The following is a 15,461-nucleotide window of genomic DNA, read 5'->3' as shown; positions in this document are numbered from 1 at the left end:
CTGGCGAACCGCGGCGTGCAGGCATATGCTGTCTGAGTTAATATCGTGTCGCAGAGGGGGCTGGCGTGCTCACTCGGCATCGAACAACGCGGCAAGCTGTTCGATAATCGTGCCGCCCAATTGCTCGGCATCCATGATCGTGACCGCACGGCTGTAATAGCGCGTCACGTCGTGCCCGATGCCGATTGCGACCAACTCGACCGGCGATTTCTTTTCGATCCAGGCGATTACCTGCCGCAGGTGCCGCTCCAGATACGATCCGGAGTTGACGCTCAACGTCGAATCGTCGACCGGCGCACCGTCCGAGATCACCATCAGGATGCGCCGCTCCTCGGGCCGCGCCATCATCCGCGCATGCGCCCACAACAGCGCTTCGCCGTCGATATTTTCCTTCAGCAACCCCTCGCGCATCATCAACCCCAGGGAGGTACGGGCGCGCCGCCACGGTTCGTCGGCGCGTTTGTAGACGATGTGCCTGATATCGTTGAGCCGTCCCGGCTGCGGCGGCCGCCCCGCCCCCAGCCAGGTTTCGCGACTCTGCCCGCCCTTCCAGGCCCGCGTGGTGAAGCCGAGGATTTCGGTCTTGACCCCGCACCGCTCCAGCGTGCGCGCCAGGATATCCGCGCTGATCGCCGCGATCGAAATCGGCCGGCCGCGCATCGAGCCGGAATTGTCGATTAGCAACGTCACCACGGTGTCGCGGAACTCGGTGTCGCGCTCCACCTTGTAGCTCAGCGATTGCATGGGGTTGACCACGACACGCGCCAGCCGCGCGGCGTCGATCAAGCCTTCCTCCTGATCGAAATCCCACGATCGCGACTGTTGCGCCATCAAACGGCGTTGAAGCCGATTGGCCAGTTTCGAGACAGTAGATTGCAGGTGCACGAGCTGCTGGTCGAGGTAGCCGCGGAGCCGGGTCAGCTCCTCGGCATCACACAATTCCGTCGCCGCCACGACCTCGTCGAACCGCTCGGTCCACACGCGATAATCGAATTGCGCCGACAAATCGTTCGACGGACGATTGGGGCGCACCGGCTGCATCCCTTCCTCGCCATCGTCGCCGGGCTCGCCCTCCGCATCGTCGATGTCGTCGCCCTCGAGTTCCTCGCTCTCGCCCTCCTGCGACCGGTCGTCGCGCTGCTGCCCGCGCGCCTCGACGTCGGTCTCGCCTTCTGCGCCTTCCGCTTCTTCCTCGTCGGCCTGGTCGGTGTCCTGGTTCTCCTCGCCTTCCTCGTCGTCGCCGCCCTCGTCGCTCTCCTGCGGCTCCTGCTCGCCCTCGACCAGCTCAAGCTGCTCGAGCAGCTTACGCGTAAGCCCCTGAAAAGCACGCTGATCGTCCAGCGCCAGCGCCAGGGCGCTCAAGTCTGCCTTCTCGCCGATCCAGTCGCGCACCAGCGCCAGTCCCGGCTCCGCCTCGACCGGCGGCAACCGGCCGGTCAGCGCCTCGCGCACCATCAACCCCAGGGCAGAGGGCAGCGGAACCTCGCTGCGGTTGCGCGCACGGGTGATCGGGTCGCTGCGCAACCGGACGTCGAGCGCGCGCGCCAGGTTGTCGGCGATCCCCGCGTAGCCACGACTGCCCAGCGCCTCCACCCGCGCGCTTTCGACCGCATCATATACCGCCCGCGCGGTCGCCTCTGCCGGTGCGCCGCGAAGGTGAAGTGCGTCGTCGTGGTGCCGCAAGCGCAACGCGAATGCGTCCGCAAAGCCGCGCGCCTCGGCCACCTGATCGGCGGGCAGCGTTCGTGCCGGCATCGGCACGCGCATGTGCTTGCCCGATTGCGCCGGCGCATCCGCGGTATAGGCGAGTTCCACCTCCGCCTCGTCGGACAACGCACGCGCGGTGCCGCCAAGCACGGCCTTGAAGCGATCGATCGGGGTATCAGTGGCCATTGTCGGACTATCTCGCAGCCAGGGTCTGCCAGCGTGCGATCACGCTTGCCCCGTACCAATATGTTGCTCGCTCCATCGACCGGACGTTGATCGACATCCTTGCGCACGGGGGCAGACGCGGACCGCAGCGCCGCCGGGATGGCGACGCGCCCGCACCCCGCAGCGGCCGCATGCCCCGTGCCATCAAGCTTTCGCGACCACGCTCTCGGGCAGATCCTTGCCGAACACGCGCTGGTAATATTCCGCCACCATGGCGCGTTCCGCCTCGTCGCACTTGTTGAGGAACGACAGTCGGAAGGCAAAGCCGACGTCACCGAAGATCAACGCGTTCTGCGCCCACGTTATCACGGTGCGCGGGCTCATAACCGTCGAAATGTCGCCGTTGACGAAACCCTTTCGGGTCAAGTCCGCCACGCGAACCATGTTTTCGACCAGCTTCTTGCCCTCGGGCTTGTCGTATTCGCCGGACTTGGCGAGCACGATTTGCGCCTCGGTCGCCGCGGGCAGGTAGTTGAGGGTGACGACCACGTTCCAGCGATCCATCTGGCCCTGATTGATCTGCTGGGTGCCATGATACAGGCCGCTTGTGTCGCCCAGCCCGACCGTATTGGCGGTTGCGAACAGCCGGAAATACGGGTTCGGGCGGATCACGCGATTTTGGTCGAGCAGCGTCAGCTTGCCTTCGGTCTCCAGCACGCGCTGGATCACGAACATCACGTCGGGACGCCCGGCATCATATTCGTCGAACACCAGCGCGGTCGGCGTCTGCAACGCCCATGGCAGCAATCCCTCGCGGAACTCGGTAACCTGCTGCCCGTCGCGCAGGACAATCGCGTCACGCCCCACCAGATCGATACGGCTGATGTGCGCGTCCAGATTGATGCGAATGCACGGCCATTTCAGCCGCGCGGCGACCTGCTCGATATGGCTCGACTTGCCGGTCCCATGATAGCCTTGCACCATCACGCGGCGATTGTGGGCGAAGCCAGCGGCGATCGCCAGGGTCGTATCCGGATCGAACACATAGGCGGGGTCCAGATCGGGCACACGCTCGTCCGCTTCCGAGAAGGCCGGGACTTCCATGTCCGAGTCGATCCCGAACAGGTCGCGCACGCGCACCATCTTGTCGGGCGCATCCAGAATGGTGGTGTCCCGGCTGTCGGGCTGCGTGTTCGGGATATCGGTCATGCGGTACGCCGTCTTGCTGGAGTGGCCCGAACCACTGCGAAGCCGGCGCGTCCGCGTCAACCCGCCGCGAACACCAGACCCGCCGTGGTTTGGCTGGTGGAACAGATACCGGAACGCCCGCGCCGCCGCCCGGTTGCCCGCCGATTCACCCAGGTGACCGTCGACGTGGCATGTGCCGCCTTTTTTTAGGTCCGACCGCCATTTAGCGATTGCCCGCGCGGACGATGGGCGCATCATCCGCGAAAATAGCGAATCGGAGTGGATGCGCCGTGCGGATGATCTTCGTGAACCTGCCGGTCAGGAACGTGGCCAGCGCCACCGCATTCTACACGGCGCTCGGTTTCGAGAAGAACCCGGCCTTTTCGAACGAGGTCGCATCGGCGATGCGCTGGTCGGACACGATAAGCGTGATGCTGCTCGACCATTCGTTCTACGCCACCTTCACCGACAAGCCGATCGCGGACACCCATGCCGTCAGCGCCGCCTTGCTATGCCTGTCCTTCGACAGCCGCGATTCGGTGGACGCGATCCACGCTGCGTCACGCCAGGCCGGTGGTCGGGAAACCCGCGCGGTGCAGGATCAACACTTCATGTACGGTGGCGCGTTCGAGGATTTCGACGGCCATACCTGGGAAACGATGTTCATGGACATCAGCAACGCCCCCGCAACCGCCTGACCCCAAAAGGAAGCCGCATGAGAAATCCGCACGGCACGCCGATCTGGTACGAATATCAGGCACGTGACGCCGACAGCGCCCAGACTTTCTATGCGGCGGCGCTCGGCTGGACGATCGCTACACCCCCCGCTGGCGGGCTGGACTATCGCATCGTCTCGACGGCCGATGGCGACGGCGTCGGCGGTATCATGACGACCCCTGCGGGCGCGGCGATCCGGCCGGGCTGGCTCCTCTACGTCGGTGTCGACGATGTCGACGTGGCGGTCTCGCAGGCGCTCGCCAGCGGTGGAGCGGTGCGGATGCCGGCCCACGATCTGCCCGGAGTCGGCCGGATCGCGCTGCTTGCCGATCCGGACGGCACGCCGTTCTACATCATGCGAGGTGCGATCGACGAGAGTTCGCGCGCCTTCGCCAGCGCGGACGACGCAACGCCCGGTCACGCCGTCTGGAACGAGTTGACCGCGCCCGATCAGGATGCGGCGATGGCCTTCTACGCCGCATTGTTCGAATGGCGACACGATGGCGCCATGCCGATGGGGCCACTGGGCGACTATCGTTTCGTATACCGCGACACGTCGTGCCTCGGTGCGACGATGCCGGTGTTTCACGGAGCGACGCCCGGTTGGCTGATCTATTTCCAGGTCGACGACGTCGATACCGCCATCGCCCGGCTACGCGATGCGGGTGGCACGTTGGAACAGGGGCCGGATCGGATCCCCGGTGGCGACTATTCGGCAGTCGCGCGGGACGGCGACGGCGCGCGCTTCGGCTTCGTCGGCCCGCGGCGGGGATGAGGGGCAAGGTCAGGGCGCCCGCGTCACGGGGCAAAGGCAATGGACGCGATGGCGCTGATCGCCTTCGCAGCGATAGAGCACGCGATCACCTCTTGAGACTCGGGACATAATGGCTAACTAGGCCAGCGACGGACATGTTTGCGGCCACGCTCGCGATCGTGTACCCGCCGCCCGAGTAATGGCGCCGGTGCGCCTCCTGCGCGCCGACGATCAACCGACGAAGACGAGACGCGCGCATGGCCGAGTTCACGCTCCCGAAAAACAGCAAGATCAAGGGCGGGCAGAAGCACGCCTCCCCGCAGCCAGGCGGAACGATGCGCAATTTCAAGGTGTATCGCTACGATCCCGATTCGGGTGCAAATCCGCGCTACGACACGTTCGAGGTCAATCTCGACGAATGTGGACCGATGGTGCTCGATGCGCTCATCAAGATCAAATCGGAGCAGGATCCGTCGCTCACCTTCCGCCGCTCGTGCCGCGAAGGCATTTGTGGATCGTGCTCGATGAACATCGACGGCCGCAACGGCCTGGCCTGCACCACCGCGATCGAAGACGTGAAGGGCGAGATCAAGATCACGCCGCTGCCTGCGATGGACGTCATCAAGGATCTCGTTCCGGATTTCACGCGCTTCTATGCGCAATATGCGTCGATCACTCCGTGGTTGCAGACGGTGACGCCGCCGCCGGCCGGCAAGGAGAGGCTCCAGTCGCCAGCGGAACGCGCCAAGCTGGATGGATTGTACGAGTGCATCCTGTGCGCCTGCTGCTCGACATCTTGTCCGAGCTACTGGTGGAACTCGGACAAGTTCCTTGGCCCGGCGATCCTGTTGCAGGCATATCGCTGGCTGGCCGACAGTCGCGACGAAATGACCGGCGAGCGGCTGGACGCGTTGGAAGATCCGTTCCGCCTGTATCGCTGTCACACGATCATGAACTGCGCGAACACTTGCCCCAAGGGGCTGTCGCCGGCCAAGGCGATCGCGGAAATCAAGAAGATGGAGGTCGAGCGGCTGGTCTGATCGGCCGCATCTGCGCTTCCCGCGCAAGAACCGGCGGACTGCCAGCAATCATCCGTGGCTTGATCCCGCCGCAATCCTTCCGCATTGCCTCGCGCTTATTGTGCATGGCAACATAAGTCGCGACGTTTCAGCGTTGCGGAAGGGTCGAATGAAATGGGCAAGGTGCTCGCCGCCTATCAGAAGCTGATCGACGCGGACGAGTTGCGGCCCGACGACGAGCAGGCGGCGGGCGCCGTGCGGCTGGATGCCCTTGCCGCCGAACTCGAGAAACCTCGCACGACCGGCGTGTTCCGCAGGCGTGTAATCCCTGCACGCGGCGTTTACCTGTGGGGCGGGGTCGGCCGCGGCAAGTCGATGCTGATGGACCTGTTTTTCACGCACGTCGCGATCACGCGCAAACGCCGCGTCCATTTCGCCGAGTTCATGCTGGAGGTGCACGCGCGGATTGCCGCCGAGCGCCGCAAGGAACAAGGCGACCCGATCGCCCCCGTTGCGGCCGCTTTGGCCGAAGAGGCGCAACTTCTCGCGTTCGACGAGATGATGGTCACCAACTCACCCGATGCGATGATCCTGTCGCGGCTGTTCACGGCGTTGATCGAGGCCGGGGTCACTGTGGTCACCACCTCCAACCGGGCACCCGCCGACCTTTATCGCAACGGATTGAACCGCGAGCATTTTCTCGGCTTTATCGCGTTGGTCGAGGAGCGCCTCGACGTTATCGCGCTCAATGGGCCGGTCGATTATCGCCGCGACCGGCTCGGTACGCAGCAGACCTGGTGCGTACCGAACGGCGAACAGGCCACCGCGGATCTTTCCGCCGCCTTCTTCCGTCTCACCGACTATCCGCCTGAGGATCGCGACCACGTCCCTTCCGAAGAACTGATGGTGCAGGGACGAACGCTGCGTGTGCCCAAGACGCTGAAAGGCGTGGCGGTTTTCGCATTCAAGAAGCTGTGCGGCGAGGCGCGCGGCACCGCCGACTATCTCGCCATCGCGCGTCGCTATCACACGGTGATCCTTGTCGGCATTCCCGTACTCGGGCCGGACAATCGCAACGAGGCGGCGCGCTTCGTCCAGCTGATCGACGCGCTGTACGAACACAAGGTCAAGCTGCTCGCCTCGGCGGATGCTGCGCCCGACCAGCTGTACCCGCACGGCGATGGCGCATTCGAATTCCAGCGAACGGCGAGCAGGCTGGAGGAAATGCGATCGGAAGACTATCTCGCCAAAGGCCATGGCACCGCTTAATGATGTTGCGAACCACTTGCAATTAAACTTTCACCGGTGGCGCTTTACGGGTTGCCCGATGCCCGCGAAGGGCGTAGTCGGCATGACCATTCGAACGTCAACGACGGAAGGGATGGGATGGCCCGCAAGAAGATCGCGCTGATCGGTGCCGGTAATATCGGCGGCACGCTCGCGCACCTCGCAGCACTGAAGGGTCTTGGCGACATCGTCCTGTTCGACGTGGTCGACGGCGTGCCGCAGGGCAAAGCGCTGGACTTGTCGCAATGCAGTCCGGTCGAGGGCTTCGACGCCAAGATCACCGGCACCAACGACTATGCCGATATCGCCGGAGCCGATGTGATCATCGTTACGGCCGGTGTCGCGCGCAAGCCCGGCATGAGCCGCGACGACCTGCTCGGCATCAACCTCAAGGTGATGAAGGCGGTCGGCGAGGGCATCCGCGACAACGCTCCGGAGGCGTTCGTGATTTGCATCACCAACCCGCTCGACGCGATGGTGTGGGCGCTGCGCGAGTTTTCCGGTCTGCCGCACAACAAGGTCGTTGGCATGGCCGGCGTGCTCGATTCCGCGCGCTTCAGCCACTTCCTTGCCGAGGAATTCGCCGTGTCGGTAAAGGACGTGAACACGTTCGTGCTCGGCGGCCACGGCGACACGATGGTGCCGGTGCTGGAATACAGCACCGTCAGCGGCATCCCGGTCAGCGACCTGATCGAGATGGGCTTTTCCACGCAGGAGAAGGTCGACGCGATCATCAAGCGCACCCGCGGCGGCGGCGGCGAGATCGTCGCGCTACTGAAGACCGGCTCGGCCTATTACGCGCCGGCCACCAGCGGCATCGCGATGGCCGAAGCGTATCTCTACGACCAGAAGCGGGTTCTTCCCGCCGCCGCGCATCTGACCGGCCAATACGGCGTGGACGATCTGTACGTCGGCGTACCGGTGGTGATCGGTGCGAATGGCGTCGAGAAGATCGTGGAGGTCAAGCTGTCCGACGAAGCGAAGGCAAACCTTCAGGTGTCGGTCGATGCGGTCAAGGAACTGCTGGTCGCCTGCAAGGGCATCGACCGCTCGTTGGAGAAGTAAGCTATCTTCCTGCCCCGGCAGCGCTCGGGGTTTCGTCCTGGTGGTTACCGGGAGGGCGGATGGTGGAGGAGCGTGGATACGACCATCTTGCGTCGAGCGCCGTAATTGGATGCTCGACGAAGACGTAGCCACCGCCCTGTCGGCGCGTTTCGGAACACCGCGATGACATCGCGAGCGTTTCCGTCGCCGGTACGGGCAAGACGTTGGTCTGGTTCGAGGTTCATGATCGTATCGATGATGCGATGTGTGCGAGAAGCAGACGAAGGAGTGGCGACGGAGCGGGACGCTGCGTCAGATCGTGGTGATGAACCCGGGCTGGCGCGACCTCTTTCCGAAGCTGGCACAGCAACTCGACTCCGGCCCGCGCCGGGGTGATGGCTAAAAGGCACAGGAACCCGATGAGCATCCTCGTCGACAAGAACACCAAGGTCATCACGCAAGGGATGACCGGCAAGACCGGCACTTTCCACACCAAGGCGGCGCTGGAATACGGCACGCAGATGGTCGGTGGCGTGACGCCCGGCAAGGGCGGCACCACTCACGAGGAGCTGGGCCTGCCCAACTTCAACACCGTGCACGAGGCCGTCGCCGCGACCGGTGCGAATGCGTCGGTGATCTACGTTCCGCCTCCCTTCGCCGCGGACTCGATCCTTGAGGCGATCGATGCGGAAGTCCCGCTGATCGTCGCGATCACCGAAGGCATCCCGGTGCTGGACATGGTGCGCGTGAAGCGTGCGCTGTCGGGCAGCAAGTCGCGGCTGATCGGTCCGAACTGCCCGGGCGTGCTGACGCCGGGCGAGTGCAAGATCGGTATCATGCCCGGCAACATCTTCAAGAAGGGCTCGGTCGGCGTCGTTTCTCGTTCGGGTACGCTGACCTATGAGGCGGTGTTCCAGACCTCGAACGCCGGCCTGGGTCAGACCACCGCGGTGGGCATCGGCGGCGATCCGGTCAACGGCACCAACTTCATCGACGTGCTGGAACTGTTTCTGGCCGACGAAGCCACGCAGTCGATCATCATGATCGGCGAGATCGGCGGCGACGCCGAGGAGCAGGCGGCGCAATTCCTGATCGACGAGGCCAAGCGCGGGCGCAAGAAGCCGATGGCCGGCTTCATCGCGGGCCGCACGGCACCGCCGGGACGTCGCATGGGCCACGCCGGCGCGATCGTGTCTGGCGGCAAGGGTGACGCGGAGAGCAAGATCGCGGCGATGGAAGCTGCCGGGATCAAGGTCGCGGCCAGCCCGTCCGAACTCGGCTCGACGCTGTTGAGCGTGCTGAACGGGTAAGATCATCTCGTCATCCCGGCTCGGTCGGGATCCAGAGCGGCAGGCGGGCCGCTCGCGGCTCTGGACCCCGACCTTCGTCGGGGTGACGCATAGAAGAAAAGCCGGGCGGCCCCGAGGAAGCGTGACATGGGCTACGAAGGCCAGGATTTCAGCGACATCGCCGGCGGCGTCAGCCCCGCGTTCATCGACGCGCTCTATGCGCGCTTCAAGGAGTCGCCGGACTCCATCGACACCGGGTGGCGTTCGTTCTTCGAAGGGCTCGAAGGCTCGATGGGCGCCCCGTCCTGGACCAACAAGCGCTGGCCGCTGACCACGACCGACGACCTGACCGCCGGGCTCGACCCGACGCAGATGGAGCCGGCCGCCAAGCCGCAGAAGGGTGGCAAGCCTGCCCCCACCCCGGCTGCCGCCGCACCGTCGCAGGATGAGATCGTCCGCGCCGCTGCGGACTCGATCCGTGCGCAATTGCTGATTCGCACCTACCGTGTCCGCGGCCATCTGGCGGCGAACCTCGATCCGCTCGGGCTGTCGTCGGCGCGCGAACTGCCCGCCGATCTGAAGACGGACTATCACGGCTTCTCGGACGGCGACATCGATCGCCCGGTCTATCTCGGCGGCACGCTGGGCCTGCAATGGGCGACGATCCGCGAACTCGTTGACACGCTGCGCGCCAATTATTGCGGCAACGTCGGCATGGAATACATGCACATCGCCGATGTCGAGGAGCGCAAGTTCCTCCAGGAGCGTATGGAGGGCAAGGACAAGCAGGTCGAATTCACCACGCAGGGCAAGAAGGCGATCCTGAACAAGGTGATCGAGGCCGAGCAGTGGGAGAAGTTCCTCGGTCGCAAGTATGTCGGCACCAAGCGGTTCGGCCTGGACGGCGGCGAAAGCATGATCCCTGCGTTGGAAAGCGTCATCAAATATGGTGGCGCTGCCGGCGTCAACGAAATCGTATTCGGCATGGCGCATCGCGGCCGCTTGAACGTCCTGGCCAATGTAATGGCCAAGCCGTTGCGCGTCATCTTCCATGAATTCGCTGGCGGCAGCGCCAACCCCGACGACATCGGCGGTTCGGGCGACGTCAAATATCACCTCGGCACTTCCACCGATCGCGAATTCGACGGCCACAAGGTTCACATGTCGCTGGTCGCCAACCCGTCACATCTGGAGGCGGCCGATCCGGTCGTGCTCGGCAAGATCCGCGCGATCCAGACGATCGACAAGGATCTGGAAACGCACGCCCGTTCACTGCCCGTGCTGATCCACGGCGATGCCGCCTTCGCGGGCCAGGGCATCGTGTGGGAATGCCTCGGCTTCTCGGGCATTCGCGGTTACAATACCGGTGGCTGCGTTCACTTCGTCATCAACAACCAGATCGGCTTCACGACCAGCCCGCAATTCGCGCGCTCGTCGCCTTACCCGTCCGATGTGGCAAAGGGCGTGCAGGCGCCGATCTTCCACGTCAACGGCGACGATCCGGAGGCGGTGACCTTCGCCACGAAGATCGCAATGGAATACCGTCAGAAGTTCCACCGCGACGTGGTGATCGACATGTGGTGCTACCGCCGCTTCGGCCACAACGAAGGCGACGAGCCCGGCTTCACCCAGCCGTTGATGTACAAGGCGATCCGCGAGCATCCGCCGGTCAGCCAGATCTACAGCCAGCGGCTGATCGCCGAAGGGGTGGTCGATCAGGCGTGGGTCGACGACAATGTGAAGCAATATACGACGTTGCTGGAAGGCGAGTTCGACGCCGGCGGCAGCTACAAGCCGAACAAGGCGGACTGGTTCGCCGGTCGCTGGTCGGGGCTCCACGCGCCCGCCGACGCTGAAAGCGCGCGTCGCAGCGTAGAGACCGGGATAGAACAAAAGCTGCTTGATTCGATCGGTCGCACGCTGACCACGGTTCCCGACAGCATCGCGATCCACAAGACGCTGGCGCGCGTGCTCGATGCCAAGCGCAACATGTTCGAGACCGGCGGCAATTTCGACTGGGCGACCGGCGAGGCACTGGCGTTCGGCTCGCTGCTCCACGAAGGATATGGCGTCCGCCTGTCGGGGCAGGATTCGGGCCGCGGCACCTTCTCGCAACGCCACGCGGTGTGGGTCGACCAGAATGACGAGCACAAATACGTGCCGTTGTGGACCGTGCCGCACGGCAGCTTCGAAGTGCTCGACAGCCCGTTGTCCGAATATGGCGTGCTGGGCTTCGAATATGGTTACGCGCTGGCGGACCCCAAGACGCTGGTGATGTGGGAGGCGCAGTTCGGCGATTTCGTCAACGGCGCTCAGATCATGATCGACCAGTTCATCGCGTCTGGTGAGGCCAAGTGGCTGCGTGCCAACGGCCTGGTGATGCTGCTGCCGCATGGTTACGAGGGTCAGGGGCCGGAACACAGCTCGGCACGTCCCGAGCGGTTCCTGCAACTGTGCGCTGGCGACAACATGCAGGTCGCAAACTGCACGACCCCGGCCAATTACTTCCACCTGCTGCGTCGACAGATGCACCGCAACTTTCGCAAGCCGCTGGTGGTGTTCACGCCCAAGTCGCTCCTGCGTCACAAGCTCGCGGTCAGCAGCGCCGCGGACTTCCTGGGCGACTCTCACTTCCGCCGCCTCCTGTCCGATCCGTCCGCTCCGGCGGACACCGAGACGAAGCGGCTGGTGCTGTGCACCGGCAAGGTTTCGTACGACCTGATGGAAGCGCGGGACGCCGCCGGCGATCAGCACACGCAGATCGTACGCGTCGAGCAGCTTTATCCGTTCCCGGCGGAGGCGCTGGCTAAGCGGATCGCGCGGATGACCAACCTGGAAGAGGTGATCTGGGCGCAGGAAGAGCCGAAAAACAACGGTTACTGGTTCTTCGTCGAACCGTTCATCGAGGAAGCGTTGGGTATCGCGAAGGCACGGGTCGCACGCCCGCGCTATGCCGGACGCACCGCCGCGGCTTCGCCAGCCACCGGGCTGATGAAGCGTCACCAGGCCGAGCAGGGTGCGCTGATCGCCGATGCGCTGGGGCATAACGTGCGCGACGAGATCCGTCGCACCCGTGACGCCGAGACGACCAAGAAGGCTGCGGCACCGTCCGCGTAATCCATTCCGATGTTAGTCGGTCCGGCGCGCGCCGGACCCGCTAACGACATTATCCGGCCACGGCCGCGACGACGAGGTGAGAGATGGCAACCGAAGTTCTGGTCCCGACGCTGGGCGAATCGATCACGGAAGCGACGGTCGGTGAGTGGCTGAAGCAGCCCGGCGACGCGGTCGCCGCCGATGAGCCCATTGCCAGCCTGGAAACCGACAAGGTCTCGGTCGAGGTGCCGTCGCCGGTCGCCGGCGTCATGGGTCAGCATGCCGCCAAGGTCGGCGACACGGTGGAGGTCGGCGCGCTGATCGCGACGATCGAGAGCGGCGATGGTGCGCCCGCGAAGGCCGCGGCACCGCAGCCAGCGGTTACCGAGGCGCCTGCCGCCACGAACGCGGCGCCCCACGACGCCGCCGCGCTTTCGCCGTCGGTGCGCCGTGCTGTCCTGGAGCACGGTGTAGATCCGTCGACGGTCAAGGGCACCGGCAAGGACGGACGCCTGACCAAGGAAGACGTTGCAGCCGCCGCGTCGAGCAAGCCCGTCGCTCCTGCGCCGGCGTCGGCAGCCGCCCCACAGACTCCTTCGGTCGCCGCGTCGACGGGCGGCCGCAAGGAAGAGCGCGTGAAGATGACGCGTCTGCGTCAGACGATCGCCAAGCGGCTGAAGGAAGCGCAGAACAGCGCCGCGATGCTGACGACGTTCAACGACGTCGACATGACCGCGGTGATCGAGGCGCGGGCCAAGTACAAGGATCTGTTCGAAAAGAAGCACGGCGTGCGGCTGGGCTTCATGGGCTTCTTCGTGAAAGCCGCGACGATGGCCTTGAAGGACATCCCTTCGGTCAACGCCAGCATCGAAGGCGACGAAATCGTCTATCACGATTACGCCGACATCTCCGTCGCGGTCAGCGCCCCAAACGGGTTGGTCGTGCCGGTGATCCGCGATGCGCAGGACCTGTCGGTCGCGGGTATCGAGAAGACGATCGGCGACTTCGGCAAGCGCGCCAAGGACGGCACGCTGAAGATGGATGAGATGAAGGGCGGCACCTTCACGATCTCCAACGGCGGTGTGTTCGGCTCGCTGATGTCGACCCCCATCATCAACCCGCCGCAGTCGGCGGTGCTGGGCCTGCACCGTATCGAGGAACGCCCGGTCGTTCGCGACGGACAGGTTGTGGTGCGCCCGATGATGTATCTCGCGCTCAGCTACGACCACCGCCTGATCGATGGCCGGGAGGCGGTGACCTTCCTGGTCGCGCTGAAGAACGCGATCGAGGATCCGACGCGTATCCTGATCGACCTGTAAGATGTGTACCCGGCTCCGGCGACCGCCGGAGCCGGGCATGACGGCGGATGTAAGCGGGCGCGGCGGTCACCATATCCGCCCCGTAACTGGCCCCCGGCCTGCGCCGGGGTGGAGGCATGGAAATGGCTGACGAACAGCAATACGATTATGACGTCCTCGTGATCGGCGCCGGCCCTGGCGGCTATGTGGCCGCGATCCGCGCGGCGCAGCTTGGCTTGCGCACCGCCTGTGCGGAAGCGCGCGAGACGCTGGGCGGGACCTGCCTCAACGTCGGCTGCATCCCGTCGAAGGCGTTGCTTCACGCCTCGGAACTGTACGATCACGCTGCCAACGGAGCGATGGCAAAGCTGGGCATCAAGACTACGGTCGAGCTCGACCTCGATACGATGCATGGCCAGCGCCGCGACGCGGTGAAGCAGTTGACCAGCGGCATCGAGTATCTCTTCAAGAAGAACAAGGTCACGTGGCTGAAGGGTCGCGCCGCGTTCAAGGATGCGCACAGCGTCGATGTCGCGGGCCAGACCGTCACCGCGAAGAACATCGTCATCGCGACCGGTTCCAGCGTCACCCCGTTGCCCGGCGTGGAGATCGATCAGAAGGTGATCGTCGATTCGACCGGCGCGCTCGACCTGCCGACCGTGCCCGAACATCTGGTGGTGATCGGCGGCGGCGTGATCGGGCTGGAGCTTGGCAGCGTGTGGCGCCGACTGGGCGCGAAGGTGACGTGCGTCGAGTATCTCGACCAGATCCTGCCCGGCTTCGATGGCGACATCCGCAAGGAAGCCAACAAGATCTTCAAGAAGCAGGGCATCGAGTTTGAATTGTCGACCAAGGTGACGAAGGTCGCGGTCGAGGGTGACAGCGCGGTGCTGACCGTCGAGCCGGCGCAAGGCGGCGAAGCCACCACGATCGAGGCAAGCCACGTGCTCGTTTCGATCGGACGCCGGCCGAACACGGACGGGCTGAACCTGGAGGCTGCCGGGCTGTCGGCCAATCCGCGTGGACAGGTCGAGATCGACCATGATTTCCGCACGGCGACCGATGGCGTGTGGGCGATCGGCGACGTAGTTCCCGGTCCGATGCTGGCGCACAAGGCAGAGGACGAGGGCATCGCCGTGGCCGAAAACATCGCCGGCCAGCACGGCATCGTGAACCACGACGTGATCCCGTCTGTCGTCTACACCTGGCCCGAAGTGGCCGGCGTCGGGCTGACCGAGGAAGCGGCGCGCGAAAAGGGCGAGATCAAGGTCGGCAAGTTCCCGATGATGGCGAACAGCCGTGCCAAGACCAACCACGAACCCGACGGGTTGGTGAAGATCATCTCCGACGCGAACACCGACCGCGTGCTGGGCGTGTGGTGCATCGCCAGCGTGGCGGGCACGATGATCGCACAGGCCGCGCAGGCGATGGAGTTCGGCGCCACCAGCGAGGACATCGCCTATACCTGCCACGCGCATCCGACCCATTCGGAGGCGATGAAGGAAGCGGCGATGGCCGTGCGCGGCAAGCCGATCCACATCTGACGCCGTCATGTCCGCCAGTGGTCAGACGCCACGTGCCGGGCGTGAACGCTACTGGCTCGCGCTTACCCGGGAGACACTGCCTGCACTGGCAGCCCCGCGTGGCTGGCCGGTGCGGGCAGACCATTGTTTCCAGCGCATCCTGCTCGACCATGCGTGCGGCGGGCGATGGTATGACCATATCGACGGCCGCCCCGCTTATGTTCACGCACCCGATGCCGTGCTGGCGGCGGCGATCGCGCTGGGCGAAGAGGTCGCGGCCGGCACCACGGACCTTGCGGCGCTGAACGACCGGTCGCTACGCTGGCGGGGCAAGCGTTAGGCGCTGGACGACGACCGTCAGCGCGCGTGCTTGC

12 protein-coding genes are annotated in these 15,461 nt (G+C 64.8%); 10 read left to right on the top strand and 2 right to left on the bottom strand.

Annotation, left to right across the window (positions count from 1 at the left end; translation table 11 throughout):
* Nucleotides 1–69 precede the first annotated feature (69 nt).
* Nucleotides 70–1,893, bottom strand: coding sequence for a cobaltochelatase subunit CobT (cobT, locus tag ASE95_RS10705; RefSeq protein WP_056635446.1), 1,824 nt, complete (start codon nucleotides 1,891–1,893; stop codon nucleotides 70–72).
* A 183-nt stretch (nucleotides 1,894–2,076) separates the two neighbouring features.
* Nucleotides 2,077–3,081 (bottom strand): cobaltochelatase subunit CobS, encoded by a 1,005-nt coding sequence (gene cobS, locus ASE95_RS10700; RefSeq protein ID WP_056635443.1) that lies wholly within the window; start codon nucleotides 3,079–3,081, stop codon nucleotides 2,077–2,079.
* A 275-nt stretch (nucleotides 3,082–3,356) separates the two neighbouring features.
* On the opposite strand from cobS, the gene ASE95_RS10695 reads away from it, so the two are divergent.
* The 10 genes from ASE95_RS10695 (at nucleotide 3,357) to ASE95_RS10650 (ending at nucleotide 15,427) form a co-directional block, all read left to right on the top strand.
* On the top strand, nucleotides 3,357–3,758 hold the full coding sequence (locus ASE95_RS10695) for a VOC family protein (protein WP_056635442.1): 402 nt from the start codon (nucleotides 3,357–3,359) through the stop codon (nucleotides 3,756–3,758).
* Between the two features lie 17 nt (nucleotides 3,759–3,775).
* Nucleotides 3,776–4,552, top strand: a complete 777-nt coding sequence (locus ASE95_RS10690) for a VOC family protein (RefSeq protein ID WP_056635438.1) — start codon at nucleotides 3,776–3,778, stop codon at nucleotides 4,550–4,552.
* Nucleotides 4,553–4,788: 236 nt separating this feature from the next.
* The gene (locus tag ASE95_RS10685; protein WP_056635436.1) at nucleotides 4,789–5,571 is read left to right on the top strand and encodes a succinate dehydrogenase iron-sulfur subunit; all 783 of its coding nucleotides are present in this window, start codon (nucleotides 4,789–4,791) and stop codon (nucleotides 5,569–5,571) included.
* A 153-nt stretch (nucleotides 5,572–5,724) separates the two neighbouring features.
* A complete protein-coding gene (gene zapE / locus ASE95_RS10680) occupies nucleotides 5,725–6,819 on the top strand; it encodes a cell division protein ZapE (protein ID WP_056635433.1) in 1,095 nt (364 codons plus the stop codon).
* A 117-nt stretch (nucleotides 6,820–6,936) separates the two neighbouring features.
* On the top strand, nucleotides 6,937–7,902 hold the full coding sequence (gene mdh / locus ASE95_RS10675) for a malate dehydrogenase (RefSeq protein WP_056635430.1): 966 nt from the start codon (nucleotides 6,937–6,939) through the stop codon (nucleotides 7,900–7,902).
* A 398-nt stretch (nucleotides 7,903–8,300) separates the two neighbouring features.
* Nucleotides 8,301–9,191: a succinate--CoA ligase subunit alpha gene (gene sucD / locus ASE95_RS10670; protein WP_056635427.1), complete on the top strand. Its 891-nt coding sequence runs from the start codon at nucleotides 8,301–8,303 to the stop codon at nucleotides 9,189–9,191.
* 126 nt (nucleotides 9,192–9,317) lie between these two features.
* Entirely contained in the window at nucleotides 9,318–12,287 is a 2,970-nt protein-coding gene (locus ASE95_RS10665; RefSeq protein ID WP_056635424.1) for a 2-oxoglutarate dehydrogenase E1 component, read from the top strand.
* 83 nt (nucleotides 12,288–12,370) lie between these two features.
* A complete protein-coding gene (odhB, locus tag ASE95_RS10660; protein ID WP_056635421.1) occupies nucleotides 12,371–13,585 on the top strand; it encodes a 2-oxoglutarate dehydrogenase complex dihydrolipoyllysine-residue succinyltransferase in 1,215 nt (404 codons plus the stop codon).
* 122 nt (nucleotides 13,586–13,707) lie between these two features.
* The gene (lpdA, locus tag ASE95_RS10655) at nucleotides 13,708–15,108 is read left to right on the top strand and encodes a dihydrolipoyl dehydrogenase (RefSeq protein WP_056636243.1); all 1,401 of its coding nucleotides are present in this window, start codon (nucleotides 13,708–13,710) and stop codon (nucleotides 15,106–15,108) included.
* Nucleotides 15,109–15,115: 7 nt separating this feature from the next.
* The gene (locus ASE95_RS10650; protein WP_056635419.1) at nucleotides 15,116–15,427 is read left to right on the top strand and encodes a hypothetical protein; all 312 of its coding nucleotides are present in this window, start codon (nucleotides 15,116–15,118) and stop codon (nucleotides 15,425–15,427) included.
* Nucleotides 15,428–15,461: the final 34 nt, after the last annotated feature.

Origin of the sequence: Sphingomonas sp. Leaf231 (assembly GCF_001421995.1) — a bacterium.
GTDB lineage: Bacteria > Pseudomonadota > Alphaproteobacteria > Sphingomonadales > Sphingomonadaceae > Sphingomonas.
The sequence above is the reverse complement of the archived record's forward strand: the minus strand, read 5'-3'. Positions and strand labels throughout refer to the sequence as shown.